The organism is Paenibacillus sp. FSL K6-3182, assembly GCF_037976325.1.
Classification (GTDB): domain Bacteria; phylum Bacillota; class Bacilli; order Paenibacillales; family Paenibacillaceae; genus Pristimantibacillus.
This window is the reverse complement of record NZ_CP150265.1, coordinates 5,699,737-5,725,786: the sequence shown is the minus strand read 5'-3', so window position 1 is coordinate 5,725,786 and position 26,050 is coordinate 5,699,737. Positions and strand designations below refer to the sequence as shown.

Here is a 26,050-nt window from a genome sequence, read left to right as displayed (position 1 = left end):
TTTTGTCTAAAGCCCCTCATGTGCTCTTATATCGGTACAATAACTTGCTGGCGCTTGCGATAGAAAACCCACTGTGAGAAGCCAATTTCCTTCAGCCTTTTCTGTACGAGCTCCCAATCTTCGCCAACTCTGCTTGGCTTATGCGCATCCGAACCAAACGTCACATTGACTCCAAAATGAAGTGCTCGCTCCAAGATTGCATCCGATGGATACCATCCGCCTACATCTTTGGTACTGCCTGATGTATTAATCTCTATGGAAACGCCGCATTCGGCAATCGTCTGCAAAGCATCGTCAATTTCCTTATTAGCAGGTATATCGGAGAAAGCAGGGTAATACCCCTTCATCGCGTCGATATGTCCCAAAATATCAAACATGCCGCTGCGTGCAGATTGTTTGATAAGATCATAATAGCTTTGCTTCACTTCAATATGCTGCTGTTCATTTAAGTTTTTAAACCGATTGCGATTGAATATGCTGATGTCGCCAACTTGATGAACAGAACCAATGATATAATCGAAGGGCACGCCGTCATAGGCTTTTTTGTAGCTGTCTACATATTTAGGAAAAAAATCCGATTCTACTCCAAGCATAACCTCGATTTTGCCTGCGTATTGCTCCTTCAACCGCAATACTTCATTAACATAATTGGTGAATTCGCTTCTTGCCATTGCAATGCCTGGCGAAGGCTGATCATTCTCATGATAAAAGAAGGGGGAGTGATCCGAGATGCCGATAACCTGAAGCCCGGCTTCAATTCCGGCTAAAATATAATCCTCGATATTGCCGTCGGCGTGGCCGCATCTAAAATGATGGGTATGTAAGTCGAATTTCATTTTTTATCTCTCCTAGTTATTTGTCTAGTGGAAGCTTCTTGTCGACTATTCGCTGCTAATGAATTGATGCTCAGGCATGCCTTTTAGATCACTTAAAAATTGCTTCAGTGCGGTATTGATGTAACGGCCTGATTTATAAACCACTCCAACGGGATGACTTATTTCAAGCTCGTTGACCTTTATCATTTTTAGTGTACCCATACGGAGTTCATTTGCTATCGAAAGTTTAGATACGACTGCGGCGCCTAAATTAATTTCAACCATGCGCTTCACTTCTTCACTGCTGGAAACCTCCATTACGATATTGGGTTGAATATTGTATTTACGAAAAATTTGATCGACAAATCTCCTGCCAAGCGTGTCTGGAGCAAGCATAATCATTGGAATGTCCTTAAGCGTATCAACTGTCGTATGCGTCAACCTGCTCATGGGATGGGAAGGAGGGACGACGAGCTCAAATGTATCATAATAAAGGACGGAGGAGGAAACGTTCGGATTTTTTTCAGAAAGATATGTAATCCCTATATCGACTGACCCGTTCTCGACACTGGCCATAACTTGGGATGAGGGCATGGAATGAATCGTTGTTTTAATAAAAGGAAATTGGTTTTGAAAATAGGATAGCACGCGCGGTAAAATCTGAATCGCTATTGAAGCCGTAGTTCCGAGTAATATGTGTCCTTGCGGCGTAAGGTTCATATCTGAAAGCTTCTGCTTCAGTTCTTCCACGATCGAAAGAACTTGCTCCGCATGCTCCAAAAAAACTTGTCCGTGTTCCGTTAGCGTAACTGGCTGATTGCGATTAATGAGAATCGTTTTGAATTCATCCTCAAGGCTTTTGATTTGTGCCGAAACAGCAGGCTGTGTGAGATTCAGCAGCTCGCCAGCTTTCCTGAAGCTCATCGTTTTGGATATCGTAAGGAGTGTTTCAAGCTGACTAATATTCACGTCAATCCCCCTCTCATAGGTACTTAATGCTCAAACTCATATTCTACTATTATAAAGGATAGCGGCCATTACAGCAAAAAGGCTGCAGCTCGTTAGGCATAAATTGCCCGTACGAGTGCAGCTCTGCAATGAATATGGCACAGGTCTCTAGAGCCATTCTTTTTTGCGGAAAATATAAAACATGCTTATGCCAAGCAGCAGCATGATACCAAGTAAAATGTATGATCCTAAGCGAAGGTGAAGGCCTGGAATGAAATCGAAATTCATCCCATAGATGCCCGTTATAAAGGTCAGCGGCATGAATATAGTCGTAATTGCTGTAAATACGCGCATGATTTCATTGGCACGGTTGGATACGCTGGACTGATAAGCTTCGCGTAAGTTGCCCATGAGATCGCGGTACGTATCGAAGGACTCGGCAATTTTCAAGGCATTCTCGTATATATCGCTGAAATATTTTTGCAGCTGATCATCAATGAGCTTCAGATCTTTTTTGTTAAGCGTTGCAATGACGTCGCGTTGTGGACCGAGCACTTTCCTCAGCCACAATATTTCACCGCGGAGCCCGATGATTTCGTTCAAATGCGATTTCTTAGTATGCATTAGTATATCTTCTTCAAGCGCTTCGATGCGCGTATCAATACGGTCGCCAACGAGGAAATAATTATCGACAACAATGTCGACGAGATGATACAAGAAATAATCGGGCCGGCTAACCTCTTGTTCCCACAGCACAGGCTTTAGAGAACGAAGCTCGTTAATTTTTTGCTTGGTGACCGTAATAATGAAATGGCGGCCAAGGAAAATATTGAGTGCCCTTAGGAAGATTTCTTCGTCATCAAATCGTATGCTGTTGATTACAATAAAATAATGGCTTTCGTAAATTTCAATTTTTGGACGCTGCTCCTCTTCACTGAGGCAATCCTCAACTGCCAGATCGTGCATGCTGAATAGGGGCTGTAAAATAGCAAGATCCTCCACATCAGCGTCAATCCAGTAAAATCCTTCTTTCGAGGGAATAAGTGTTTCGTTAATATCTTCAATAGTGGTGAACATGCCATTGCTAACAAGGCGGATTTTCATCCGGAGTCACTCCTTTCTTTCTTCAGAGGAAACTGCCGGCTGAATCGGACTTGGCCAGCAGTAACCGTATTCGATAGTTTTCAGGCTTCGGTCGGTCGCCTTCCATGTCCATATGCACCCCTTTATAAGTCAAATAAATGAAATAATTCTTGTCTAGTATACTCCCGCGTCAGCTTTACATTCAAGCCTAAAAACAATCGTTTTTTTCATCTAAATGTCAAGGATATGAATAGAGGATCTTGACGCAATTGTCAGAATGCATTAAAGTGAAGGTGAAATGAAACCGCGGAAAATTGAATAGACTACTTTCTTATCAAGAGCAGGCGGAGGGACTAGCCCGATGAAGCCCGGCAACCGGCGTGTAAAACGCACGGTGCTAATTCTTGCGGAAACTTTAATGTTTCTGAGAGATGAGAGAGGCGGATGGCTTATTTACTGAGCATACGACCTTTTCTCACAGCAGAAAGGGTCTTTTTCATGTTCAAGCGGTCATACTGCTTCTAGAGGAGTGATACCTATGCCAATTAAAGTGCCTGACAATTTACCAGCCAAAGAGGTATTAAACAACGAGAACATTTTCGTCATGGATGAGAGCATCGCCTACCATCAGGATATTAGGCCGCTCAGAATTGCGATTTTGAACTTAATGCCTACCAAGGAAACAACCGAAACGCAGCTGCTTAGACTTATCGGCAATACGCCGCTACAAGTTGAGGTTGTACTGCTGCATCCAAGAACACATACATCAAAAAACACCTCAGCCGATCATTTGGAATCCTTCTATAAAACATTCGATGAAATTTCGGATGAATATTATGATGGTCTCATCATTACAGGCGCGCCGGTAGAGCATATGCCTTTCGAGGATGTAAACTACTGGGAAGAGCTGAAAGAAATTATGGATTGGAGCGCAAGGCGCGTAACTTCAACTTTCCATATTTGTTGGGCCGCACAAGCTGGGCTCTATCATCACTTTAATGTTCCCAAATACAGCTTGGACAGCAAAATGTTTGGTGTGTTCCCGCACACGATAGAAAAACGCAATGTTAATTTGCTGAGAGGCTTTGATGAAATGTTTTTTGTGCCGCAGTCTCGTCACACAGAGGTACGCCGCGAGGACATCGAGAAGCTTGATTCCCTCGATATTTTATCGGAATCAGCGGATTCGGGCGTATACATCGTGGCTTCAAAAGACGGCAGACAAATTTTCGTCACAGGCCACTCCGAATATGATCCAACTTCACTTAAATATGAATATGATCGCGATCAAGCCAAAGGGCACCAAATAGATGTACCAAAAAATTATTTCCCAGGTGATAACCCGGCTAACCCGCCGTTATCAACATGGCGTGCGCATGCCAACCTATTATTCTCGAACTGGCTTAATTATTATGTTTACCAGCAAACACCGTATGATTTGGGTGGAGGCATTTAAAACCATATAATAAGGGAGCGCTATATAAAGATGAAGATAGAGAGCCATTTAGCACAGATTGGATCTATTAAAGAGCCTGTAACTGGAGCGGTAAGTTTTCCAGTGTACCAATCAACAGCATTTCGTCATCCTAAGCTGGGACAGAGTACAGGATTTGATTATGCGCGTACCAAAAGCCCAACCAGAGCGGTATTAGAAGAAGCGGCTGCACAATTAGAAGCTGGCGATGCGGCATTTGCCTGTAGCTCCGGCATGGCCGCGCTGCAAACGATATTCGCCTTATTTAGTCAGGGTGATCATTTGATCGTATCTCTTGATCTATATGGCGGTACTTATCGCTTGTTGGAGCGAATCATGTCGAGATTTGGTGTGACGGCATCTTATGTGGATACCAACGATATTGATGCGGTGGCGGCATTATGGACGCCGAACACAAAAGCAGTACTTATCGAAACGCCAACTAACCCGCTTATGATGATTACGGATATTGAGAAAGTAACTGCGTGGGCGAAGTCAAAAGGCTTGCTTACTATTGTAGACAATACGCTGCTTACGCCTTTCTTCCAACGTCCTATAGAACTGGGTGCTGACATTATCATTCATAGCGCGACCAAATATTTAGGTGGTCACAATGACGTTCTTGCTGGTCTTATTGTAACCAAAGGCAAGGAGCTCTCGGATGAGATGGCCTTCCTGCACAATTCGATTGGAGCGGTGCTCGGGCCTCAGGATTCATGGCTTCTAATGAGGGGAATGAAGACGCTCGCGCTCCGTATGGAGCGTCACCAATTTAATGCTACCGCAATTGCTAATTATTTGCTTGAGCATTCAGCCGTTGAGGATGTTTATTATCCGGCATTGCCTCACCATCCTGGCCATGAAATTCAGAACAAACAGTCTTCCGGCAATACTGGCATTTTCTCATTCCGATTAAAGGACGCTCGTTATGTGGAGCCAATTCTTCGTCACATTAAGCTCATTGCATTTGCTGAGAGCTTGGGCGGAGTTGAATCCTTGATGACCTACCCAGCGGTTCAGACGCATGCTGATATTCCGCTTGAAATTCGTCAAGCGATAGGCGTTGACGACCGTCTGCTTCGTTTCTCCGTAGGAATTGAGCATGCAGATGATTTGATCAGTGACTTGGCGCAAGCACTTGAAGCTGCCAAACGCGAAATTGAGGAGGTTAACAACTAATGGGCAACGACAAAATTCAACCTCAAGATCGCCGGTTTGCAACGAAGCTGCTGCATTTCGGAGCAGAAATTGACGAGCATACAGGAGCTTCAAGCGTACCTATTTATCAAGCTTCAACGTTCCATCATCATGATATTTTCAATCCGCCGCAATATGATTACAGCCGCTCGGGCAATCCTACACGCCAAGCGCTAGAGGATTATATCGCTTTGCTTGAGGGCGGGGCTCGCGGCTTCGCATTTGCATCAGGCATGGCTGCAATCTCAACCACGTTTTTGCTGCTTTCTGCAGGTGAGCATGTCATCGTAACAGAGGATGTCTACGGCGGAACTTACCGCTTGCTAACGACGATTTTGGATCGCCTGGGCATTGAGTCTACTTTTGTTGATATGACGGATTTTGAAGCGGTTAAGGCGGCGCTTAAGCCAAATACAAAAGCTGTATTTATGGAGACGCCTTCCAACCCGACGCTCAAAATCACAGATATTGCAGAAACGACAGCTTGGGCAAAAGAGCATGGACTGCTTACACTGCTTGATAATACGTTTATGACCCCTTATCATCAGCGTCCAATCGAGCATGGCGTCGATATCGTCCTGCACAGTGCGACAAAGTTTCTAGGCGGCCATAGCGATGTGCTGGCTGGTCTTGCAGTTACCGCAGATGAAGGTCTAGGCAAACGTTTGAAACAGCTTCAAAACGGAATGGGAACGGTTCTGAGCGCCCAAGAATCATGGCTGTTGATGCGCGGCATGAAAACATTGAAAGCTCGGATGGAATATAGCGAACAAAGCGCTCGCAGACTAGCTGAATGGTTGTCGGAGCATAAGGAAGTAACAGCGGTTTATTATCCTGGTTTAGAGAATCACCCTGGCCGGGCGATACATGAGAAGCAGTCGCTTGGGTATGGAGCTGTCGTATCCTTCGATGTTGGAAATGGAGAGCGTGCCAAATCATTGCTGAGCAAGGTTCAAATTCCTTTAGTAGCTGTCAGCTTAGGTGCCGTAGAGAGCATTCTTTCTTACCCAGCTATGATGTCGCATGCAGCAATGCCGAGAGAAGTGCGTCATGCACGCGGCATTACGGACGGCTTGGTGCGTTACTCTGTTGGTCTAGAGGATATTGAAGATCTTATTGAAGATTTGGATAATGCGCTTCGTGCCTAAATGGGACTAAAAGAAAGGAAAGCACGGATGTTCTAACGAACATGCCGTGTTTTTCCTTATTTCAGGGCGAGATGCCATCATACGGCGGGTGACTTGCACTAGAGATCTATGTTAGGATGAAGTGATGGTTAGCATAAATAGAACGGGAATAAGGAGGTCTTGCGGAATGGGAACGTTGGACCATATTTTGGATAAAGCGTTGCGCGGCGAGCGTGTTTCGCTCGAAGAAGGCATGGAATTATTAGCTTCGGATCAGATTGAAAAGATGGGGCATGTAGCCAATCAAATCATGCTCAAGCATCATCCAGATCCAATAACGACTTTTGTTGTTGGTCGAAATGTAAACTACACGAACGTATGTGATGTTTATTGCCGTTTTTGCGCATTTTATCGAGCTCCAGGCTCTAAAGAGGGATATGTGCTGCCTGACGATACGATTTTGAGCAAAATTCAAGAAACGATCGATGTGGGCGGGACTGAAATTTTGATGCAGGGCGGTACGAATCCTGATTTGCCGTTTACGTATTATTTGGATCTGCTTCGCAAAATTAAACAGCATTACCCGGGCATAACGATGCATTCGTTCTCTCCAGCGGAAATTCAGAAGATGAAGGTTGTATCAGACGGCCTCTCCCTCGATGAAGTAATTAGACAACTGCATGATGCTGGACTTGATTCTTTGCCTGGCGGCGGCGCTGAAATTTTGGACGATCGCACTCGCCGCAAGATCAGCCGCATGAAGGGCTCTTGGACGGACTGGATGGATGTGATGAAGTCTGCACACCGTCATGGAATGAATACGACTGCAACGATGGTTTATGGTCTTGGCGAGACCGTTGAAGAGCGCGCATTACATATGCTGCGCATCCGTGATGCTCAAGATGAGTGTATCGCGAACAATTATGATTCGACGGGTTTCCTAGCGTTTATTTCGTGGCCTTTCCAGCCAGACAATACAAACCTGAAGCTTGAGAAAGCAAAGCCAGAGGAATATTTGCGTATTGTTGCAGCTAGCCGAATCATGCTTGATAATATTCCGAATTTCCAATCCTCTTGGGTAACGATGGGGCCAGAAATGGGCAAGTTATCACTGTCTTATGGCTGCAATGACTTCGGAAGCACCATGATTGAGGAAAATGTCGTTTCAGCAGCTGGAACAACACATAAAGTGAACATTGAACTTATTCTTCAGCTTATTCGCGAGTGCGGCAAAATTCCGGCTCAACGGGATACGAAATATAATATTTTGAAGGTTTACAATGAATCCGACAAAGCAGATCTCGATTTTGTTATGCAAAATTAATGCTTTTTAGACCGATATAAGCAGTATCAATACGTTTGTTGAACTTCTCGCTGCATAGTGGGAGGTTCGGCAAACGTTTTTTTGTATGCTTGCTTCCCTTACATTCCAATGTCTTCATCGTATATACCCGAACGCGTCACCATATACTGATAAGGAAAGAAAGGGGTGAGCTGATGGAGCTATTCACGGTATCGTTACCTGCAAGTCTCCAAAAGTCGGTTAATAAACTAACTCAATTGTTGAAGGAACAAGCGCTCGTCGATTTACATATTGGCTCAAAAACGGAGCAAACAGCCGTCATCGAGTTTCAGCAGGTATCGGATCAAAATATAAGCTGTCTAGCGCTGTTGCCACATTTTCAGTTAAAAACGCATGGTCACATTGTATATAAAGCGGCGTCACTAGCCATAGCTGAATTTGTGGTAAGTGAGATGGAGCCGGGGATGCTTGCTGCTATTATTCGCAGAAAGTATCGTCATAACAGTTCAGCCGATACAGCTGCTATTGAGCGGTATTGTCATGATTTGCTGCATGGGAAAGAATGGGATAGCCTCGGAACGAGATTTTTGGATGCGGATCGCCTAAGAAGGAAAAGCAAAGTGGCTGCTGAGGTCGAGCTTTTTTTGCATGATAATACGGAGCTTAATGTAAAGGGGTTTACAACCTTCAGGCTTGAGCCCTATCGTAAGGAACTAGCCGAAGTCGTGGAATATGCATTAGATGAGTATGTGCTCGATAAACAATATCAGGAGTTTATTTCCCTGTTAAAATATTTTGTGTTTCTTCAAGATACAAAGCTGCCTATGGTGCATTTGCTGCATAAGGGCGGTCATGAATTCATGCTCTATGACGAAAAGTTTCAACCGCTTGATCCGAACCCTCCAACCGATCGTATCGTAGCCGAAATGCTTGAAACGGAAATGAACATTGAAGACATGGTAATCAGCTCGCTGATTGCTGTATCTCCCAAGCATATTACGATTCATACGAGGCAGCAGGATATGCAAGTGATTCGAACGATTCAAACGATTTTTGACCAGCGGGTCACGCTTTGCACGCAATGCGCATCCTGCAGCAGCAGCCTTGATGAACTCGTTCAGCCATAGACGAATTAACGAAATTAATGTCTATTTGAAGCTTATAGCCTTGACCAAACGCGTAAGTCGAGCTATAATGACACACATATACGATGTAATCGGCAATGAAAAAGACATGTGTCTGTTTATGATATTTGGTCCAGAGAGAGGAAACTTGGCTGTAATTTCCTTCCACAATGTCCACAGGCGTACCCCTTTGAAGCTGTATGGCCCAACCTATAGCAGGTTTTTTATGAAGCTGAGCGCTATAGCAGTATGCTGTACCGGAAATCTCCGTTACCAGATAATACGAGGACTGCTGCGTTAGGAATAAAGAGCAGTCGAAGTAGGGTGGAACCACGAGCACACAAGCACTCGTCCCTTTTTTAGGGATGCGTGCTTTTTTTGTGCTCTTTTTTGCTTGAAATGATGAATGGAAGCGTAATTCGCTTACGGACAAAATGGAGGATGAACCAAAATGACAATTCAAATCACTTTGCCAGATGGCGCGGTAAGAGAATATGCGGCTGGCACAACTATTGAAGAAGTAGCAGGCTCGATCAGCTCGGGTTTGCGTAAAAATGCAATTGCCGGAAAAATCGATGGCAAAGTAGTCGATGTATACACACCTATCGACAACAATGCTGCAATTGAAATCGTTACTGTAGATTCGGCAGACGGCCTTGAGGTATACCGTCATAGTACAGCTCACTTGCTGGCACAAGCGATCAAACGCATATACGGCAATGCTAATGTTAAGCTTGGTATTGGTCCGGTTATCGAAGATGGCTTCTACTATGATATTGATATGGAGCAATCGTTGACGCCAGAGGATCTTGTGAAGATCGAGAAGGAAATGGAAAAAATCGTTCAGCAAAACATCGACATTCGTCGTCGTGTAGTTAGCAGAGACGAGGCGCTTGCGATTTTCACTGAGCTTGATGATAACTTGAAGCTGGAGCTTATTCGTGACCTTCCTGCTGATTCGGTTATTACGATGTATGACCAAGGAGAGTTCTTCGATCTATGCCGTGGACCGCATTTACCATCTACCGGCCGTATTAAAGCATTTAAACTGCTTAGCGTAGCTGGTGCCTACTGGCGCGGAGATTCCAAAAACAAAATGCTGCAGCGTATTTACGGAACAGCTTTCCCTAAGAAAGCACAATTGGATGAGCATCTTCACTTCCTCGAGGAAGCTAAAAAACGCGATCACCGTAAACTAGGCCGTGAGCTAAAAATGTTTACATTCTCACGTGAGGTTGGCCAAGGCTTGCCGCTATGGCTGCCGAATGGCGCGAAGCTTCGCAGAACAATGGAGCGTTATATCGTGGATCTTGAGGAAAGACTGGGCTATGAGCATGTTTATACGCCAGTGCTTGCAAATGTGGAGCTTTATAAAACCTCCGGTCACTGGGAGCACTACAGCGAGGATATGTTCCCAAAAATGATTATGGACAACGAAGAGCTTGTTCTTCGTCCAATGAACTGTCCACACCATATGATGGTGTTCAAAAGCGACATGCGCAGCTACCGCGACCTGCCTGTTAGGATTGCTGAGCTTGGCACAATGCACCGCTATGAAATGTCAGGCGCGCTTACAGGCTTGCACCGCGTACGTGCCATGACGCTAAATGATGCGCATATCTTCTGCCGTCCGGATCAAATCAAAGAAGAATTTGCACGCGTGGTTAACTTGATCCGCAAAGTGTATGAAGATTTCGGAATTAAAGAGTATCGTTTCCGCTTATCTTATCGTGATCCTAAGGATACAGAAAAGTATTTCCAAAATGATGAGATGTGGGAAATGTCACAGCGCATGCTGCGTGAAGTGGTTGAGGAGCTGGAGCTTCCATTCTTCGAGGCTGAAGGCGAAGCTGCATTTTACGGTCCTAAGCTTGACGTTCAAATTAAAACGGCGCTTGGCAAAGAAGAAACGTTGTCGACTGCACAGCTTGATTTCTTGCTTCCTGAGCGTTTCGAGCTTGAATATGTCGGCGATGATGGCAAGAAGCACCGTCCGGTCGTTATCCACCGCGGCATTATAAGCACAATGGAAAGAATGACAGCTTTCTTGCTTGAGAACTTTGCTGGCGCGCTTCCATTGTGGTTGTCGCCAGTACAGGCGAAGGTTATTCCAGTATCGACTGCTTATGAGGAATATGCGCGTAAAGTTGCCGAGCAGCTGCAAGAAAACGGCATTCGTGTAGAAAGTGATTTGCGCAATGAGAAGCTAGGCTACAAAATTCGTGAGGCTCAGCTGGAGAAAGCGCCTTATATGCTCGTAGTGGGCGAGAATGAAATGCAAGCTGAAGCCGTCTCCGTAAGGAAACGCGGTGAAGGCGATCTTGGCGCTATTCCAGTTGCAGAGCTGATTTCGCAGCTGCAAAAGCAGATCGCAAACAAAGAACAATAATAAGTAACGCATAAAGCTTGAGCCATCGGGGCATTATTCTTCTGAGGAGGAAGTACCCAGATGGCTACAAGCTTTTTTTATATTCAAAAAGGATTAACGGCATTGCTGCTCCTAACTGTTATCGTAATTGGTTTAGATACAAAGGGCGGCAATACGGTTCATGCTGAAGCATCAGCACCTGAGCAAAGCCCTGTTGCAAGCAAAAGCGACAACCTGGGCAAATCAGAGGCAGCTGCGCGCACGAAGCCGAAAAAGGTTGAAGTTGTTGCTACAGGCTACACAGCTGGCGTAGAATCGACCGGCAAACGGCCTGGGCATCCACAATACGGAATCACCTATTCGGGCGTAAAGGTACGCAGGGATCAAGTCTCAACGATTGCGGCGGATACAAGGCTGTTTCCCATTGGGACGCTGCTCTATATACCTGGCTATGGCTATGGCGTGGTGGCTGATACGGGTTCAGCGATTAAGGGAAAACGCATCGACTTGTATTTTGAAACGATCAAGCAGGTGTACGAGCAGTGGGGCAAGCGGACCGTTCATGTAGAGGTGCTGCGTATGGGAACGGGCAAGCTTTCGCAGGCATGGCTGAACAAAATCAACTTGGCTATAGAGGCTGGAAAGCCTATTCCGCAGACGTATTTAGAATCGTAAATGAGTCGTATAATAAGCGGCAAGAATGCCATACTATCAATGAAACGGGGAGGTGAATACAATGGCTAAAAACAAAAACAACAAAGCCCAAAACAATCAATACAATGCAGAATTCGCAGAAGAGTTTAACCAAAATAATGCTGCTAACAAACAAACGGCAAACAATGCTCAGCAAAAAGCTGAGAAGTAATATTTTTTTGCTATGCCATGAGAAGGAAACAAAGGGGAACCGTTATCGGTTCCTCTTTTTATTTATCCTCTGCTCATCGCACCGTTAATTTGATCTAATAAAAAACAGTTTTCAAATGCCCTCGGTTTGTTGTATGATTACATATGTAAGAAATAATAACATGACAAGACAGGTGAATACTCATGACAGATCCGATCATTCATTCAGGCTTTGTAATTGCTGCCCATCATCGTAAAGCGGGCGAGGTTTTACCTTTTATTGATGCTTACGTTGCTAAGAAAGAGCAGGAAATAGCTGAAATTGAACAGATGGTTGAGCGTTATGAGAAAAGAAGGCTGATGGAAGACCGCGCGTATCAATCGATGTCTACACTTCGAAGAATGCTGACTGGCAGGAAGCCTGATCATCATCTAGCCGTTGAATATATTCATTTTGTAAGAAAGCCGATGGAGAAGGTTCGTGCGCTCCGTCTGGAAATCGAAAGTGCTCGCTCTATCAAGAATGTATCGGCTCCAAGCGATATTGTAACGGTATCCTATGAGCTGGCCAATGAGATGAACGATTAATGGAATGATCATTCTAAATAATAGCAAAGAACCGTCCAGGCCATTCCGGCTTGGGCGGTTCTTTATGTTTATTTGCTGTTTTTTAAGCGATCATAATCGAGGAAATCATGCTCCTGGCTGTATGCGGGAACACCGTGAATGCCAACATCGAGGCCGATGAGCTCCTCATCCTTGGAGACACGAACGGGCATAATTTTGCGGATCAGCCATAGTGCGCCCCAAGTTAAAGCGAAGCCCCATAAGGAAACTATTACGAGCCCTAATACTTGAATACCGAGCAAGTTGAAGCCTCCGCCATAAAATAAACCGTAGTAACCTTTGCCTACGCCTTCGGTTAGCTCGGGAAGGGCGAATAAGCCGACTGCAATTGTTCCGATGCTGCCGCTGACGCCATGTACGGCAAAGGCGCCGACTGGATCGTCGATCTGCCTGCGTTCCAGCCATTCAGTGACCAGCACCATCGCGATGCCGGATACTGCACCGACCCCAATTGCAGCGATGTCAGATACGAATGCGCAGCCAGCAGTAATACCTACGAGGCCGGCGAGTGAACCATTGATGACCATTGGCGGATCTGCTTTCTTGTAGCGGAACATCGTAAACAGAATACATGTTGCGCCGCCTGCAGCTGCCGAGAGCATCGTTGTAATCGCAATATGTCCGATTGAGCCGTTTGTAGCGCTAAGTGTGCTGCCTGCATTAAACCCGAACCAGCCAAACCATAGAATGAATGCACCAACAGAAGCAAGCGGCAAGTTGGAAGGCGGAACGATATTGGCTTTGCCGTCTGGACTGAATTTACCGATTCTCGGACCAATGAAAATGGCTGCGGCAAGAGCGGAGAAACCTCCTAAAGCATGAATGACAGCGGAGCCTGCAAAATCGATCATGCCAAGCTTGCCAAGAAAGCCGCTGCTTGACCATACCCAGTGTCCGGCTAACGGATAAATGAAGCCGGTCATTGCAATAGTGAGTAAAATATAAGCTCTAAAATTTATTCTTTCCGCTACTGCGCCCGACACGATTGAAATGACGGCTATAACGAATGCGCATTGGAATAACCAAAAGGTTTCGTGCGTAATATTTAGTTTTATGTGAGACAGGTCTCCGTTGATGAGAAAGCCGGTCGTTCCGATTATTCCGCCTGCGTCCTGCCCATACATGAGTGCGAAGCCAAAAAAGTAAAAAACGAGTGCGCCGAAAGCGATGTCGACAAAAACCTTCATGATGATGCTGACGGCATTCTTCTGCCTGACAAATCCTGCTTCAAGCAATGCGAAACCGCCCTCCATGAGCAAGATCATGGCTGCTGTCAAAACGACCCAGATGGTATCTAGTCCTTTTGACAGTTCGATAACGTCCATTTCTTCATCTCCTAATCCTAATATTCATGTATAGCGGTCTCTATTATCATAATCCGTTCATCATTATAAATAGAATACGTTAACAATGTCAACGCTCTGCGTTATGTTACATGACGCATGTTAGGTTTAAAATGGATAGAATCAACAAAAGCTCAGTCTAGAGACTGACTAACAATTCAATCGGTCGTCCCTTTTTCTATTGCATGTTGTCCGTTATACTAAGAATATCAAACGACGATGGAATCGTAAGGAGCTGGTGCCGCATGAACGGAAACTTCGCAAACCGGTTATTCACCGGGTTAATCATCATTGCAGTTGGCGTCTTGTTTTTACTGAATCAAACGGGTCATGTGACCTTCGATATTGGAGATTTATTTTCTACCTATTGGCCTGTAATCATTATGATTGTAGGTATTCGCGGATTGTTGTCCAGCAGAACGTACGGCTCGGGTTCGAGCTGGTGGGGCGCGATTGTCCTATTAATCGGATGTGTATTTTTGGGACGCAATTTAAACTTGTTCTCATGGTCTATTGGCGACATCATTCCTTACATTTGGCCAATCGTTGTGATTTTGGTCGGGATCAATATTATTTGGAGACCAAGATCAAAACGCCAAACTCCGCCAACAGATGATTGGAAATCATACCGCCCTTACACAGATGAAGCATCTGTTCCGCCAGCGCCGCCTCTTCACCCTGATCCAACGAAGCAGCCTGTGGATACGCACACTAAGGAAGAGAAGCAGGAAAGCGATTCAAAAAAACCATATGATGATTTTTCTGCCACCAAGAAAGAGTATAAGGAATGGAAACATCACCATAAATCAGAATACAAAAAAAATGAAAAAGAATGGAAACGAAATCATAAGGAACATGTGGAGTGGTGGAACCATAATGATTCCAATGTGCAGAATCGCTCCGGGTTTATTGGGGATATTCATATCGGTCATGATTATTGGGATTTAAAGCCGCTTAATATTTCCCATTTCATCGGTGATACCGTGCTTGATTTAACAAAAGCGCAAGTATCCATGGGCGAAACCAAAATTCATGTATCTTCATTTATAGGCGATGTAAAGGTATACGTTCCGAATGATTACGAAGTAGGCGTACAGGTTGTATCAAGCGCCTTTATTGGAGATGTGAAGGTGCTTGGCCAGAAAGAAGGCGGATTGTTTACGAATATCAATATTCAATCGCCAACTTATCAGGAAGCTAACAAAAAAATTAAGCTGGTCGTCAGCACGTTTATCGGAGATGTTCGTGTTACAAAGGTAGGGTGATTCGAGTATGATGGTTCGGTTTTTGAGGAGCGGAAAGTGGGAGCTCATCGGAATGTTTGTCATCGCATCAACTGTGTCTCTAATACTTGGAGCGGTGGTCTGGAATGGACTCTTAGATGAAGTCAATAAGACGGAAGTGCGCCTAGGGGCTGCCTCCGTCTTCCTCCTTGTCAGCGTGGCGTTCGGTTACTGGGCGGCACAGCGCATTGGACGCCGAATTGATACGCTTCATTTATCGCTGAAGCAAGCATCAAACGGCAACTTCGGTGTTCGGATTACTGAGGGCGGTCATAATTCATTTAATGAGGTTTACCGCGAGTTTAATGAGCTCGCTCAGCAGATGGAAGAAAAGATGAAATGGCTGCAAGTACGCGGCGAAGAGTATGTGATGACGGAGTCTGCTTCTAATGAAGCGGCAGTGCTCGAGGAGCGCAAGCGTTTGGCAAGGGATTTGCATGATACGGTAAGCCAGCAGTTATTCGCTATCCATATGTGCGCTTCATCGCTTCCAAAGCTGCAGCAGGTTGATCGCGAACGTGCGGATTCTGTGCTCGAGCAGCTCGTCAATATGTCTAATTTGGCTCAGAAACAAATGAGGAATTTCATCGCTCAGTTGCGGCCTATGGAGCTTGAAGGTCGAACTTTATATGAAGCGCTTGATAAGTGGTTCCCTGATTATTGCCGCCAAAACAATTTGCAAGGTGAGCTGGAATGGCGCTTGAAGGAGCGTTTATCCGAAGCGAAGGAGCATCAGCTTTTTCTTATCGTCCAAGAAGCGATGGCGAATATCGTAAAGCATGCAAGCGCAAAGGGCTGCACGCTGACAATGGCAGATACGGAACGGCAGGTTAGCATGATTTTGCAGGATGATGGAGTTGGCTTCAAGGTAGATGAGGTAAGACGCGGCTCATATGGACTGTCTACGATGCAGGAGAGAGCACAGAAGCTTGGCGGTGCAGCCGAAATTTGGAGCAAGTCTGGGAGCGGGACGAGGGTAAAGGTTACGATACCAAAAATGTAGCGGGGAGAGCATGAATAATGAATGCATCTGAACTAATAAAAGTAATGATCGTGGATGATCATGATATGGTAAGGACGGGCCTTCGTACTTATCTAATGCTGGAGCCAAAGCTTCATGTCATTGCAGAGGCGAGCAATGGACAATCCGCAATTGACTTGCTGAAGGCTAGCTCGGATGAAAATAGACCTCATATTATTTTGATGGATTTGATGATGCCAGGTATGGATGGCATTGAAGCGACAAGGGCGATTATCTCGCATTTTCCTGATATGAAAATCGTAATGCTGACCAGTTTCCTCGAAGATGACAAGGTTTATGGCGCGATAGAGGCTGGCGCTGTCAGCTACGTGCTCAAAACCGTTTCTGCAGAAGAGCTTATTTATGCGATCAGCGGCGCATTCAAAGGAATGCCGGTCATGACTGCTGACGTATCGCAGGCGTTAACGAGAGGCTTAAGACAGAAGACCGCTCAGTCTGGTGATGAGGGGTTAACGGAACGTGAGAAGGAAGTTCTGCTGCTTATCGCAGATGGACAATCGAACAAAGAAATTGCAGAAGAGCTGCATATAAGTGTAAAGACAGTGAAAACACATGTCAGCAATTTATTGATGAAGTGTGAGCTTGACGACCGGACACAGCTTGCAGTGCTGGCCCATCGCAAGGGCTGGGCTAATCGCACATAAAGGTGGAAATGGAAGGGTATACTACCTACTAGCAAAAAGAGATTAGAAATATGCTAGTGCAAAGGAGACGCCTTCATGATACCCATTTCGTCCGTGCTGGAATCACGGGAGCAACATTTCTTAGAAACGAAAGAGCTGCTGGAGTCGCAGCAATTCACGCTTGGCGGCAACTGGGAGTATGCTGCTGGTTCCTTTGACCGCGCGCTTGATGATGCGAATAAGATTTGGCTTCGCATTCCTTTTGAAGTCATTGCTGGTCAAATTGATGTTGGGGAAAAAGATAATGAAGCGAGGATTATACTCGGTACACCTTACGTACTTAAGCATGAGTACAGAGAAGGAAATGATCCGGAAGCATCGGTACGAGTAGTCGGAGCGCTGTTTGATCAATTCCAATCACCGTCGAATCCGGATGCTGAGGTAGAGCCGCAGTGGATTGATCGCGCAAAGGATGCATTAAATGAAGTAGAGCAGCTTTTTCCGCATTGATTCACATCGTAGAAGCACTCAAAAAAACGCTGCCAAAATCATTTGGGAGCGTTTTTTTTATTTCTGTTTAAATTCCTTTTAAGTTTGTTTTAAGGTAGAATGTGCATGATAGAACTATATCAAATAACATGTTTCCGGATAGAATGCCAATTGGACGCATGATGCAATAAGATTCAAGGAGGAGAACGTACATGGACGATCAAAACAACAAAAAGGGATTTGACGACTTTTTCCGCAAAAATGAAGAGGGACATGGCTCAGCTGATAACAGCGAAAGCGTAAATGACTCCGCGCAGCCTATTTCAAATGAGTCATCGGAGCAGCCGGCAAAGCCATCTTATTATTATTCGTATGGACCGTATAAGGCGAATTCTCAAGAAGGCGGGAATCCTTCAGCTTCTGGCTACGGATCGGAAAAGCCTAAGCTGATTCAAGATCAGCCGTACGGCAATACACATACACACGATACGCAAGCACAGGCATCCAGTGTAGAAGAAGTGAATGTACAATCGGATTCAACGATGGAATCTGAACGGGCAAGATCACAATCGCCTATGCAATCCCAAATTCGAACGTTCACGCCATCGCCGCAGTCCTCCAAAGGGCCATGGCAAGTAAGGGAACCGCGCCGGACTTCCTTTAAGGCCATTTTTTCATCGTTTCTAGCAGGTGTTCTCGTAGTAGGCAGCTTGATGTATACAGCGGACTTAAACAACTGGTTCACGAAAGAAGCCGCATTAACATCAAATACACAATCTAGCGGAACGGGTTCCACTGCTTCTGCAGGTACGACCAGCAACGGCGGTGCGGCTACAGTCGCGGATAGACCAGACAACATTGCTAAATTGTTCGAGACAGCAAGTCCAGCAGTAGTGAAAATCGAAACCTTCGTTAATACGGCAAAACGCAACAATAGCAACAACATGCTCGATGATTCATTTTTCCGCCAATTTTTTGGCGATGATTACCCTGGAACGACACAGCCGGATGCAGGACAAAAGAATGAAGAAGGCAACATGCAGCAATCAGGCATTGGGACTGGGTTTTTCTTCGATTCAACAGGCTATATTTTAACGAATCAGCACGTAATCGGAGAATCTGACCAAATCAAAGTTATAGTTCAAGGCTATGATAAGCCATTCACGGCTGAATTGCTGGGTTCAAGCTATGACTTAGACTTAGCGGTACTTAAAGTAACAGGCGACAAAGCGTTCCCAACGCTTCCACTTGGCAACTCGGATACGATTAATATCGGCGACTGGGTTGTTGCAATCGGTAACCCATACGGCTTCGATCATACGGTTACTGTTGGCGTATTAAGTGCCAAAGAACGTCCCATCGATATTCCTGATACACAGGGAGCGCGTAAATATGAGCATTTGCTGCAAACGGATGCTTCGATTAACCCAGGCAACTCTGGCGGTCCGCTTCTGAATGTGAACGGTGAGGTCGTTGGCATTAATACGGCAGTAAGCTCGCAAGCACAAGGCATCGGTTTCGCGATTCCGACGAGCACGATTCAAGATGTGCTGGAAAATCTTAAAAACAACAAGACGATTCCTAAGCCAGCCGCTCCATACATTGGTGCAGAGCTGCAGGATGTAACAGCGGATATTGCGAAGCAATTAGGCATGGATAAAGTAGAAGGCTCCATTGTACGTAATGTATACTATAATTCACCAGCATACTTGGCTGAATTGCAGCAGTTCGACGTCATCGTCGGCATTGACGGCAAGAAATACGCAAACACGCAAGCTCTTATTGATCAAATTAAAACCAAAAAAGTTGGCGATAAGATCGAGCTGAACATTTTGCGCAAAGGCAGTGCGATGAACTTGAAGGTTGAGATTGGTGATAAAAATACGTCAGGCGCTCAATAAAGCCTTACATGATGGATAGAAACAAAAAGCGCAGAGAGACAGCAGGCTCTGTGCTTTTTGCTGCAAATAGAGGGGGACATGCCGTTGAGACAGCATATTGTAGTTGTAGATGATGATGATAAAATTATTTCTTTGCTTCGCAGAAGTCTAGCGTTTGAAGGTTATGAGGTAACTACCGCTTCGAATGGGATGGAAGGGCTGAAGGTGCTGCTTAAGACGGAGCCGGATCTGCTTATTCTTGATGTGATGATGCCTCAAGTGGATGGCTGGGAAGTTTGCCGCCGTGTGCGCGAGGGAGGCAGTGCGGTACCGATTATGATGCTGACAGCAAAGGATGACATCAATGACCGAGTCAAAGGGCTTGATCTTGGGGCTGACGATTATTTGGTCAAGCCGTTTGCGCTGGAGGAGCTGCTTGCGCGGACACGCGCCTTGCTGCGCCGCAAAGCAGATAAAATCGAGCAGTCAAGCAATCAACTGCTTTATGAGGATTTGATTTTGGATATGGATGCCAGAGAAGCGATTCGCTCGGGACGCCGTATTGAGTTGACGTCCAAGGAATATGATTTGCTGCTGCTATTCATGGAGAATCCTCGGCGTGTACTTACGCGAGATGCAATTATGGAAAAGATTTGGGGTTATGACTTCAGCGGGGAGTCGAATGTGCTGGAGGTGTATATCGCGATGCTGCGCCAAAAGGTAGAGGACGGAGGCAAAAACCGACTCATTCAGACGGTTCGCGGCACCGGTTATGTGCTTCGCGGAGAGGCGGGTTAAGCATATGTCCATTAGGCTCAGGCTTACGCTTTGGTATTCGGGTTTGCTTGCGGTAACACTTCTTGTTTTTGGCGTTTCCATTTATGTTTTTTTAAATTGGAATACCTATTCTGATTTAAAGGAGCAATTAAAGAAACAGGATCAAAAACTTGTTGTTAGAGGTGGAACTACTTTTTGGGATCAATATGATTTGAATTTGGGACGAGAATCTCAAATTGAAGAGAAAGATATGTATATTCAAATCGTTAATTATATTGAAGGTGCAATTAGTCAGTCAAACAATTTAAATCAATTTGGAATTGTTCTCCCTTATGATGAAGCATCGGATAAGCCTGAGCAGGGAGTAGTCGAAAAACGAGTGGAAATCAATAAGAAAAAGTACAATATGCTGATTCATCAACGTCCTATTTATACAAATGATGGAACTTTAGTTGGGCTTCTTCAGGTTGGTGCAATCCCTTACAATGAAGAAAAATTTCTGCACAGTGTTCGTACGACGCTCATTTTCGCCTCTTTAATCGTTGTACTTATCGCCTTTACTATAGGCTTGTTAATTGCACGTCAGGCTCTTCGTCCAATTGAACGAGTCATTCGTGCTACAGAGCAAATTGAAAATGGTGCTGATCTCAGTGTGCGCATACCTGTCATGGGGCCGAAGGATGAAGTTGGAAGGCTTGTGAGTACGTTAAACGTGATGCTTGCGCGTTTGGAGATGGCATACAATGAGCTTGATGAAGCTTACAAAGCACAGCGCAGGTTCGTATCTGATGCGTCTCATGAGCTTAGGACGCCTTTGACAACGATTCGGGGCAATATTGAGCTGCTCGAGCGGATGTGGACGCGAGTTCGAGAGACCAATAGAGATATCGATACGGGCGAGTGGCTGCCACTGGATTCGGATCGATGGGATATGTCCAAAGAAGCGATGAGCGATATATCTGCTGAGGCGATTCGTATGAGTACGCTCGTTAATGATCTGCTTGCGCTTGCGAGAGCAGATGCGGGTTATACGATGGAGAAGACGCCGCTTGATCTGCTGCCGCTTACAGAGGAGGTTGTGCGCAGAGCACAGCTGCTCCCGCGTACAGCTGAATGGAAGCTGGGCGATCTATCGGCACTGGATGGGGTACGCGTCAATGCCAATCACAATTATTTGCAGCAGCTGTTATTTATTTTTATTGAGAATGCATTCAAATATACGTCGGAGGGTACGGTTGAGCTGAGTGCGGTCAGAACGGATTTGCAAATCGGCTTCGTTATCCAAGATACAGGGATTGGGATGAATCCAGATGAAATCCCGCATATTTTCGATCGCTTCTATCGAGCGGACGAATCACGGGGAGTTACCGTCGGTACAGGTCTTGGATTATCCATTGCAAAATGGATTATTGATGAGCATAAAGGCTCTGTAGAAGTGCTCACTAGCGAAGGAAATGGAACGAAGTTTACGATTTGGCTTCCAATTAGCTTTTCTGACACGTCTCATTCGTCTATAATAGTAGCAACGGATGAAATGAAGGATTCATAGCTGTTACGCATATCCGGTCAGAAAGCAGGTGCAATAAATGGAAATCGTTAGAATATCACCGCGTGGTTATTGCTATGGCGTCGTCGACGCGATGGTACTGGCTTTGCAAACGGTCAAAAACTTGGAGCTGCCGCGACCTATTTATATATTAGGTATGATTGTCCATAATGCCCATGTTACAGAAGCATTCGAGCAGGAAGGTGTCATTACGCTTGATGGTGCCAACCGACTCGACATTTTGGATCAAATCGAACAAGGCACCGTTATATTTACAGCGCATGGCGTCTCGCCAGAAGTGCGTCAGCGTGCTCGTGACAAAGGGCTTTCCGTTGTGGATGCGACATGCCCTGACGTTACGAGAACTCATGATCTCATTCGCGATAAATCGGCGGAAGGCTATCATATTATTTATATTGGCAAGAAGGGCCATCCTGAGCCTGAAGGAGCGATCGGCGTTGCGCCGGAGCAGGTTCACCTCATCGAAAAGGAAGAGGAAATTGCTGCGCTTAATGTGCCGGAAGGGCGCATTCTTATAACGAACCAAACGACGATGTCGCAATGGGATATTCGTCATGTGATTAGTAAGCTACTTGAGCGTTATCCTACTGCAGAGGTTCATAATGAAATCTGCATGGCAACTCAGGTTCGTCAAGAGGCGGTAGCAGAGCAAGCAGGCGAAGCGCAGCTTACAATTGTAGTTGGCGATCCGCGAAGCAACAACTCGAACCGTCTTGCACAAGTATCCGAGGAAATAGCAGGAGTGAAAGCTTACCGCGTTTCCGATGTGTCAGAGATTGAACAGGAATGGCTGAAAGGTATCGATCGTGTCGCAGTTACGTCTGGTGCGTCTACGCCGACGCCGCTTACGAAAGAGGTTATTACTTATTTAGAGCAGTACGATCATAATAATCCGGAGACATGGGAAATCCGTCGTACGGTCAATATGAATAAGCTGCTGCCTAATGTTCGAGTGAAGTCGACGCCAGCGGCAACGGCAACCGCAGAGAAACCTGAATAAATAGCTAACATGAAGAGAGAGATGAGACGAGTGATTGATGCAGAAGAAGCATCATGAATGAGTTTCATCTCCTTTTTTATTATGACGGGGTTGACGAAAATGAGTTTCTCTTGTATATTTACTTTAGTGGTTAAAAGCGTAGAAGCTTAAAAGCTACGAAGCATAAAAGCTGTAAAGTGAATATCCAATGAATGATGAGAAAATGAGGCGCACTTCGTGCGATGCCATGCATTTATTAAGCAAAAGTTTGTACATTTTTTTGCCCAAATCCCACAATAAATTTAGGAGTGATCCCTATGATCGTTATCACGAATTCAAATATTGCAGAAGAACGCATTACAGAAATTGTTGCTCATATTGAAAGAGCAGGAGTTCAAGCACATGTATCAAGAGGTACGGATCGCACGGTAATTGGAATTATTGGCAAAGCGGAACCTACGCTTGCTGAGCATTTGCGTCAAATGAAAGGTGTGGAAAACGTTATTAAAATTTCGAAATCATACAAGCTAGCAAGCCGTGACTTCCATCCAGATGATACAGTTATTGACATAAAAGGCGTGAAAATCGGCGGAAGCAATCTTGTTATAATGGGCGGACCTTGTGCTGTTGAAACACCGGAGCAAATCGACGAGATTGCTCGTTTAGTAAAAGCGGCTGGCGGACAGGTGCTGCGCGGAGGCGCCTTCAAGCCGCGCACAGGGCCTTACAGCTTCCAAGGCGTAGGCGTGGAAGGGCTTGTTATGATGGCGGAAGCGGGCAAGAAGCACGGCCTTCTGACGATTACAGAGGTCATGACGCCAGAATATGTGGATGTATGTGCAGAATACGCGGACATTCTTCAAGTAGGTACACGCAATATGCAAAACTTCGATTTGCTGCGCAAGCTTGGAACGATTCAAACGCCTGTACTGCTTAAACGTGGATTCAGCTCAACCTATGACGAGTTTTTGAATGCGGCGGAGTACATTTTGGCAGGCGGCAATCCAAATGTCATGTTGTGTGAACGCGGAATCCGAACATTCGAAACCTACACGCGCAATACGCTTGATTTATCTGCAATTCCAGTGCTTCAATCTCTCAGCCATCTGCCAGTAATTTCTGACCCGAGCCATGGAACAGGCCGTCGTGAGCTGGTTGAGCCTATGTCGAAAGCTTCAGTAGCGGCTGGCGCGAACGGATTGATTGTTGAAATGCATACCGATCCAGATAACTCGATGACTGGCGATGGGGTACAATCCTTGTTCCCTGACCAATTCGCTAACCTATTGAAAGACCTAGAGAAGCTGGCGCCGATCGTAGGCAAACATTTTGATACGCCAAAAGCACCAGCAGAAGCCTTTGTAGAGTGGAAAATCTAACATAACATCAAACCAAACTTTGTCATCTTAGGATGGCAAAGTTTTTTTGTTTTTTGTGTAACCGTTCTCAAAAAGCCTTATAAATAAAAGGATCTCAGCTTTTTTTATTGAGGATTTGTGAACAAACGTACAAACTTGTAAGTATACCTAACATGAGTTCAAAAAATACCTTACATAGCTATTGACGGAGATTGAGGGCTAGTTTTATAATAACGACATGGATTTGGAGCAATAATTGAACAATACTTGTTCAACACTACGCTAATGTTCGGAAATGGAGGAAATTATAATGTCAGTTCAAAATGTTTTGGACAATATTAAAGAAAACAGCATTATGTTTGTAGATTTCCGCTTCGTGGATCTTCTAGGTAAGGCTCACCACATCACGCTTCCTGCTGCTGAGGTTGATGCTGATACTTTTGTAAACGGAGTAGCTTTTGATGGATCATCAATCCACGGTTTCCGCGGTATCGAAAATTCCGATATGGTTATGATGCCGGATACAGAATCCGTATTTATTGATCCTTTCACTGATCATCCTACACTGAACGTTATGTGTAATATTCATACACCTGAAGGCGATCGTTATGACCGTGACCCACGCAGCATCGCTCAAAAGGCTGAAGAGTATCTTCAAACTACGGGTATTGGTACGACAGCATTTTTTGCACCAGAACCTGAATTCTTTATTTTCGACGAAGTTCGCTATGAAAGCACAATGAACGCATCCTCTTATGTTGTTGAATCCGAGGAAGCGGGCTGGAACACGAACCGTAAAGAAGAGGGCGGAAACCTTGGTTCGAAAATTCCAGTTAAAGGCGGCTATGTTCCTGTAGCTCCTATCGACTCCCAACAAGACATCCGCAGCGAAATGGTTCGCCTATTGCAGGAATCGGGCCTTCGCGTAGAACGTCATCACCATGAAGTTGCAACTGCTGGTCAAGCAGAAATCAACTTCCGTTTTGACACATTGACAAAAACAGCCGACAATCTTATGAAGTTCAAATATATTATTCACAACACAGCTCGCCAATATGGCAAAACGGCTACTTTCATGCCGAAGCCACTATTCGGTGACAACGGTAGCGGTATGCACGTTCATGCTTCTATCTTCAACGGCGATACTCCTTTGTTCTATGACAAAGGCGCTTACGCTAACCTAAGCGAAATGGCTATGCACTACATCGGCGGCGTGCTTTACCACGCTCCAGCTTTGATCGCAATCACTAACCCAAGCACGAACTCATTCAAACGTCTTGTGCCTGGTTACGAAGCGCCGGTTAACCTTGTATTCTCAAAAGGTAACCGTTCTGCAGCCGTTCGTATTCCGATTGCAGCTGTAACACCTAAAGGCTGTCGTATTGAATTCCGTACACCGGACAACACGGCTAACCCTTACCTTGCATTTGCAGCGATGCTGCTTGCAGGTTTGGACGGCATCAAGCGCAAGCTTGATCCAGTAGCTCTTGGTTACGGTCCTTTCGACAAAAACATCTACGAATTGCCAGAAGAAGAGAAAAAAGAAATCCGCAGCGTTCCTGGAACGCTTGACGAGGCGCTTAATGCCCTTGAAGCAGATTCCGATTTCTTGACTGAAGGCGGCGTATTCTCTAAAGACTTCATTGACAACTACGTTGCAGTAAAACGTCAAGAAGCTAAAGCTGTTGCAATCCGTATTCATCCGCATGAGTTCAGCCTTTACTACGATTGCTAATCAATCGTTCAAGAAATATAAGAAACGGGTCCCTCTGGGACCCGTTTTTTTATCGTTTGTAAAGA

23 protein-coding genes and 1 riboswitch are annotated in these 26,050 nt (G+C 45.3%); of the genes, 19 read left to right on the top strand and 4 right to left on the bottom strand.

Features of this window, described 5'->3' with window-relative positions; genetic code table 11:
* Positions 1–26 precede the first annotated feature (26 nt).
* The 3 genes from MHH56_RS25185 to corA all read right to left on the bottom strand — a co-directional run bounded on the left by MHH56_RS25185 (position 27) and on the right by corA (position 2,867).
* Positions 27–836: a histidinol-phosphatase gene (locus MHH56_RS25185; protein WP_339204405.1), complete on the bottom strand. Its 810-nt coding sequence runs from the start codon at positions 834–836 to the stop codon at positions 27–29.
* Between the two features lie 45 nt (positions 837–881).
* A complete protein-coding gene (locus tag MHH56_RS25180) occupies positions 882–1,784 on the bottom strand; it encodes a LysR family transcriptional regulator (protein WP_076267585.1) in 903 nt (300 codons plus the stop codon).
* Between the two features lie 147 nt (positions 1,785–1,931).
* Complete coding sequence (gene corA / locus MHH56_RS25175) at positions 1,932–2,867, bottom strand: magnesium/cobalt transporter CorA (protein WP_076267586.1); 936 nt, start codon at positions 2,865–2,867, stop codon at positions 1,932–1,934.
* Between the two features lie 307 nt (positions 2,868–3,174).
* A riboswitch (SAM riboswitch) is annotated at positions 3,175–3,284 on the top strand.
* 100 nt (positions 3,285–3,384) lie between these two features.
* Between corA and metA the strand changes: the two genes are divergently transcribed.
* The 9 genes from metA to MHH56_RS25130 all read left to right on the top strand — a co-directional run bounded on the left by metA (position 3,385) and on the right by MHH56_RS25130 (position 12,870).
* Positions 3,385–4,302, top strand: a complete 918-nt coding sequence (metA, locus tag MHH56_RS25170) for a homoserine O-succinyltransferase (RefSeq protein ID WP_339204404.1) — start codon at positions 3,385–3,387, stop codon at positions 4,300–4,302.
* A gap of 30 nt (positions 4,303–4,332) precedes the next feature.
* Positions 4,333–5,499, top strand: a complete 1,167-nt coding sequence (locus tag MHH56_RS25165) for an aminotransferase class I/II-fold pyridoxal phosphate-dependent enzyme (protein WP_339204403.1) — start codon at positions 4,333–4,335, stop codon at positions 5,497–5,499.
* Positions 5,499–6,665: an aminotransferase class I/II-fold pyridoxal phosphate-dependent enzyme gene (locus tag MHH56_RS25160; protein ID WP_339204402.1), complete on the top strand. Its 1,167-nt coding sequence runs from the start codon at positions 5,499–5,501 to the stop codon at positions 6,663–6,665. Before MHH56_RS25165 ends, MHH56_RS25160 begins: the two co-directional genes overlap by 1 nt.
* Before the next feature lie 166 nt (positions 6,666–6,831).
* A complete protein-coding gene (gene mqnC, locus MHH56_RS25155) occupies positions 6,832–7,968 on the top strand; it encodes a cyclic dehypoxanthinyl futalosine synthase (protein ID WP_339204401.1) in 1,137 nt (378 codons plus the stop codon).
* Between the two features lie 173 nt (positions 7,969–8,141).
* Positions 8,142–9,074, top strand: coding sequence for a putative sporulation protein YtxC (locus MHH56_RS25150; protein WP_339204400.1), 933 nt, complete (start codon positions 8,142–8,144; stop codon positions 9,072–9,074).
* 448 nt (positions 9,075–9,522) lie between these two features.
* A complete protein-coding gene (gene thrS, locus MHH56_RS25145; protein ID WP_339204399.1) occupies positions 9,523–11,460 on the top strand; it encodes a threonine--tRNA ligase in 1,938 nt (645 codons plus the stop codon).
* 120 nt (positions 11,461–11,580) lie between these two features.
* The gene (locus tag MHH56_RS25140; RefSeq protein ID WP_339209728.1) at positions 11,581–12,114 is read left to right on the top strand and encodes a 3D domain-containing protein; all 534 of its coding nucleotides are present in this window, start codon (positions 11,581–11,583) and stop codon (positions 12,112–12,114) included.
* A gap of 61 nt (positions 12,115–12,175) precedes the next feature.
* Positions 12,176–12,304, top strand: a complete 129-nt coding sequence (locus tag MHH56_RS25135; protein ID WP_339204398.1) for a hypothetical protein — start codon at positions 12,176–12,178, stop codon at positions 12,302–12,304.
* A gap of 182 nt (positions 12,305–12,486) precedes the next feature.
* Positions 12,487–12,870 (top strand): hypothetical protein, encoded by a 384-nt coding sequence (locus MHH56_RS25130; RefSeq protein WP_339204396.1) that lies wholly within the window; start codon positions 12,487–12,489, stop codon positions 12,868–12,870.
* Between the two features lie 68 nt (positions 12,871–12,938).
* Here MHH56_RS25130 and MHH56_RS25125 read toward each other — a convergent pair whose 3' ends face one another.
* A complete protein-coding gene (locus tag MHH56_RS25125) occupies positions 12,939–14,234 on the bottom strand; it encodes an ammonium transporter (protein WP_339204395.1) in 1,296 nt (431 codons plus the stop codon).
* 263 nt (positions 14,235–14,497) lie between these two features.
* On the opposite strand from MHH56_RS25125, the gene liaF reads away from it, so the two are divergent.
* The 10 genes from liaF to glnA all read left to right on the top strand — a co-directional run bounded on the left by liaF (position 14,498) and on the right by glnA (position 25,985).
* Positions 14,498–15,517, top strand: a complete 1,020-nt coding sequence (gene liaF / locus MHH56_RS25120) for a cell wall-active antibiotics response protein LiaF (RefSeq protein ID WP_339204394.1) — start codon at positions 14,498–14,500, stop codon at positions 15,515–15,517.
* Between the two features lie 7 nt (positions 15,518–15,524).
* A complete protein-coding gene (locus MHH56_RS25115) occupies positions 15,525–16,538 on the top strand; it encodes a sensor histidine kinase (RefSeq protein WP_339204393.1) in 1,014 nt (337 codons plus the stop codon).
* A gap of 17 nt (positions 16,539–16,555) precedes the next feature.
* Complete coding sequence (locus tag MHH56_RS25110; protein WP_076267598.1) at positions 16,556–17,221, top strand: response regulator transcription factor; 666 nt, start codon at positions 16,556–16,558, stop codon at positions 17,219–17,221.
* 75 nt (positions 17,222–17,296) lie between these two features.
* On the top strand, positions 17,297–17,710 hold the full coding sequence (locus MHH56_RS25105; RefSeq protein WP_339204391.1) for a YugN family protein: 414 nt from the start codon (positions 17,297–17,299) through the stop codon (positions 17,708–17,710).
* Between the two features lie 191 nt (positions 17,711–17,901).
* A complete protein-coding gene (locus MHH56_RS25100; protein ID WP_339204389.1) occupies positions 17,902–19,590 on the top strand; it encodes a trypsin-like peptidase domain-containing protein in 1,689 nt (562 codons plus the stop codon).
* Positions 19,591–19,674: 84 nt separating this feature from the next.
* Positions 19,675–20,367 carry a response regulator transcription factor gene (locus MHH56_RS25095; RefSeq protein WP_339204388.1) on the top strand — a complete coding sequence of 231 codons (693 nt, stop codon included), beginning with the start codon at positions 19,675–19,677 and terminating at the stop codon, positions 20,365–20,367.
* A 4-nt stretch (positions 20,368–20,371) separates the two neighbouring features.
* Positions 20,372–21,895, top strand: a complete 1,524-nt coding sequence (locus MHH56_RS25090) for a HAMP domain-containing sensor histidine kinase (protein WP_339204387.1) — start codon at positions 20,372–20,374, stop codon at positions 21,893–21,895.
* Positions 21,896–21,932: 37 nt separating this feature from the next.
* Entirely contained in the window at positions 21,933–22,913 is a 981-nt protein-coding gene (locus MHH56_RS25085) for a 4-hydroxy-3-methylbut-2-enyl diphosphate reductase (protein ID WP_339204386.1), read from the top strand.
* A gap of 296 nt (positions 22,914–23,209) precedes the next feature.
* Positions 23,210–24,271, top strand: coding sequence for a 3-deoxy-7-phosphoheptulonate synthase (gene aroF / locus MHH56_RS25080; RefSeq protein ID WP_339204385.1), 1,062 nt, complete (start codon positions 23,210–23,212; stop codon positions 24,269–24,271).
* A gap of 289 nt (positions 24,272–24,560) precedes the next feature.
* Positions 24,561–25,985: a type I glutamate--ammonia ligase gene (gene glnA, locus MHH56_RS25075; RefSeq protein ID WP_076267605.1), complete on the top strand. Its 1,425-nt coding sequence runs from the start codon at positions 24,561–24,563 to the stop codon at positions 25,983–25,985.
* Positions 25,986–26,050 lie beyond the last annotated feature (65 nt).

Bases quoted from the DNA above. Each gene is read 5' to 3' on its own strand.
- MHH56_RS25185 (WP_339204405.1), bottom strand. From the start codon at position 836: ATGAAATTCGACTTACATACCCATCATTTTAGATGCGGCCACGCCGAC.
- corA (WP_076267586.1), bottom strand. From the start codon at position 2,867: ATGAAAATCCGCCTTGTTAGCAATGGCATGTTCACCACTATTGAAGAT.
- metA (WP_339204404.1), top strand. From the start codon at position 3,385: ATGCCAATTAAAGTGCCTGACAATTTACCAGCCAAAGAGGTATTAAAC.
- MHH56_RS25165 (WP_339204403.1), top strand. From the start codon at position 4,333: ATGAAGATAGAGAGCCATTTAGCACAGATTGGATCTATTAAAGAGCCT.
- MHH56_RS25160 (WP_339204402.1), top strand. From the start codon at position 5,499: ATGGGCAACGACAAAATTCAACCTCAAGATCGCCGGTTTGCAACGAAG.
- mqnC (WP_339204401.1), top strand. From the start codon at position 6,832: ATGGGAACGTTGGACCATATTTTGGATAAAGCGTTGCGCGGCGAGCGT.
- MHH56_RS25150 (WP_339204400.1), top strand. From the start codon at position 8,142: ATGGAGCTATTCACGGTATCGTTACCTGCAAGTCTCCAAAAGTCGGTT.
- thrS (WP_339204399.1), top strand. From the start codon at position 9,523: ATGACAATTCAAATCACTTTGCCAGATGGCGCGGTAAGAGAATATGCG.
- MHH56_RS25135 (WP_339204398.1), top strand. From the start codon at position 12,176: ATGGCTAAAAACAAAAACAACAAAGCCCAAAACAATCAATACAATGCA.
- MHH56_RS25130 (WP_339204396.1), top strand. From the start codon at position 12,487: ATGACAGATCCGATCATTCATTCAGGCTTTGTAATTGCTGCCCATCAT.
- MHH56_RS25125 (WP_339204395.1), bottom strand. From the start codon at position 14,234: ATGGACGTTATCGAACTGTCAAAAGGACTAGATACCATCTGGGTCGTT.
- liaF (WP_339204394.1), top strand. From the start codon at position 14,498: ATGAACGGAAACTTCGCAAACCGGTTATTCACCGGGTTAATCATCATT.
- MHH56_RS25115 (WP_339204393.1), top strand. From the start codon at position 15,525: ATGATGGTTCGGTTTTTGAGGAGCGGAAAGTGGGAGCTCATCGGAATG.
- MHH56_RS25110 (WP_076267598.1), top strand. From the start codon at position 16,556: ATGAATGCATCTGAACTAATAAAAGTAATGATCGTGGATGATCATGAT.
- MHH56_RS25105 (WP_339204391.1), top strand. From the start codon at position 17,297: ATGATACCCATTTCGTCCGTGCTGGAATCACGGGAGCAACATTTCTTA.
- MHH56_RS25100 (WP_339204389.1), top strand. From the start codon at position 17,902: ATGGACGATCAAAACAACAAAAAGGGATTTGACGACTTTTTCCGCAAA.
- MHH56_RS25090 (WP_339204387.1), top strand. From the start codon at position 20,372: ATGTCCATTAGGCTCAGGCTTACGCTTTGGTATTCGGGTTTGCTTGCG.
- MHH56_RS25085 (WP_339204386.1), top strand. From the start codon at position 21,933: ATGGAAATCGTTAGAATATCACCGCGTGGTTATTGCTATGGCGTCGTC.
- aroF (WP_339204385.1), top strand. From the start codon at position 23,210: ATGATCGTTATCACGAATTCAAATATTGCAGAAGAACGCATTACAGAA.
- glnA (WP_076267605.1), top strand. From the start codon at position 24,561: ATGTCAGTTCAAAATGTTTTGGACAATATTAAAGAAAACAGCATTATG.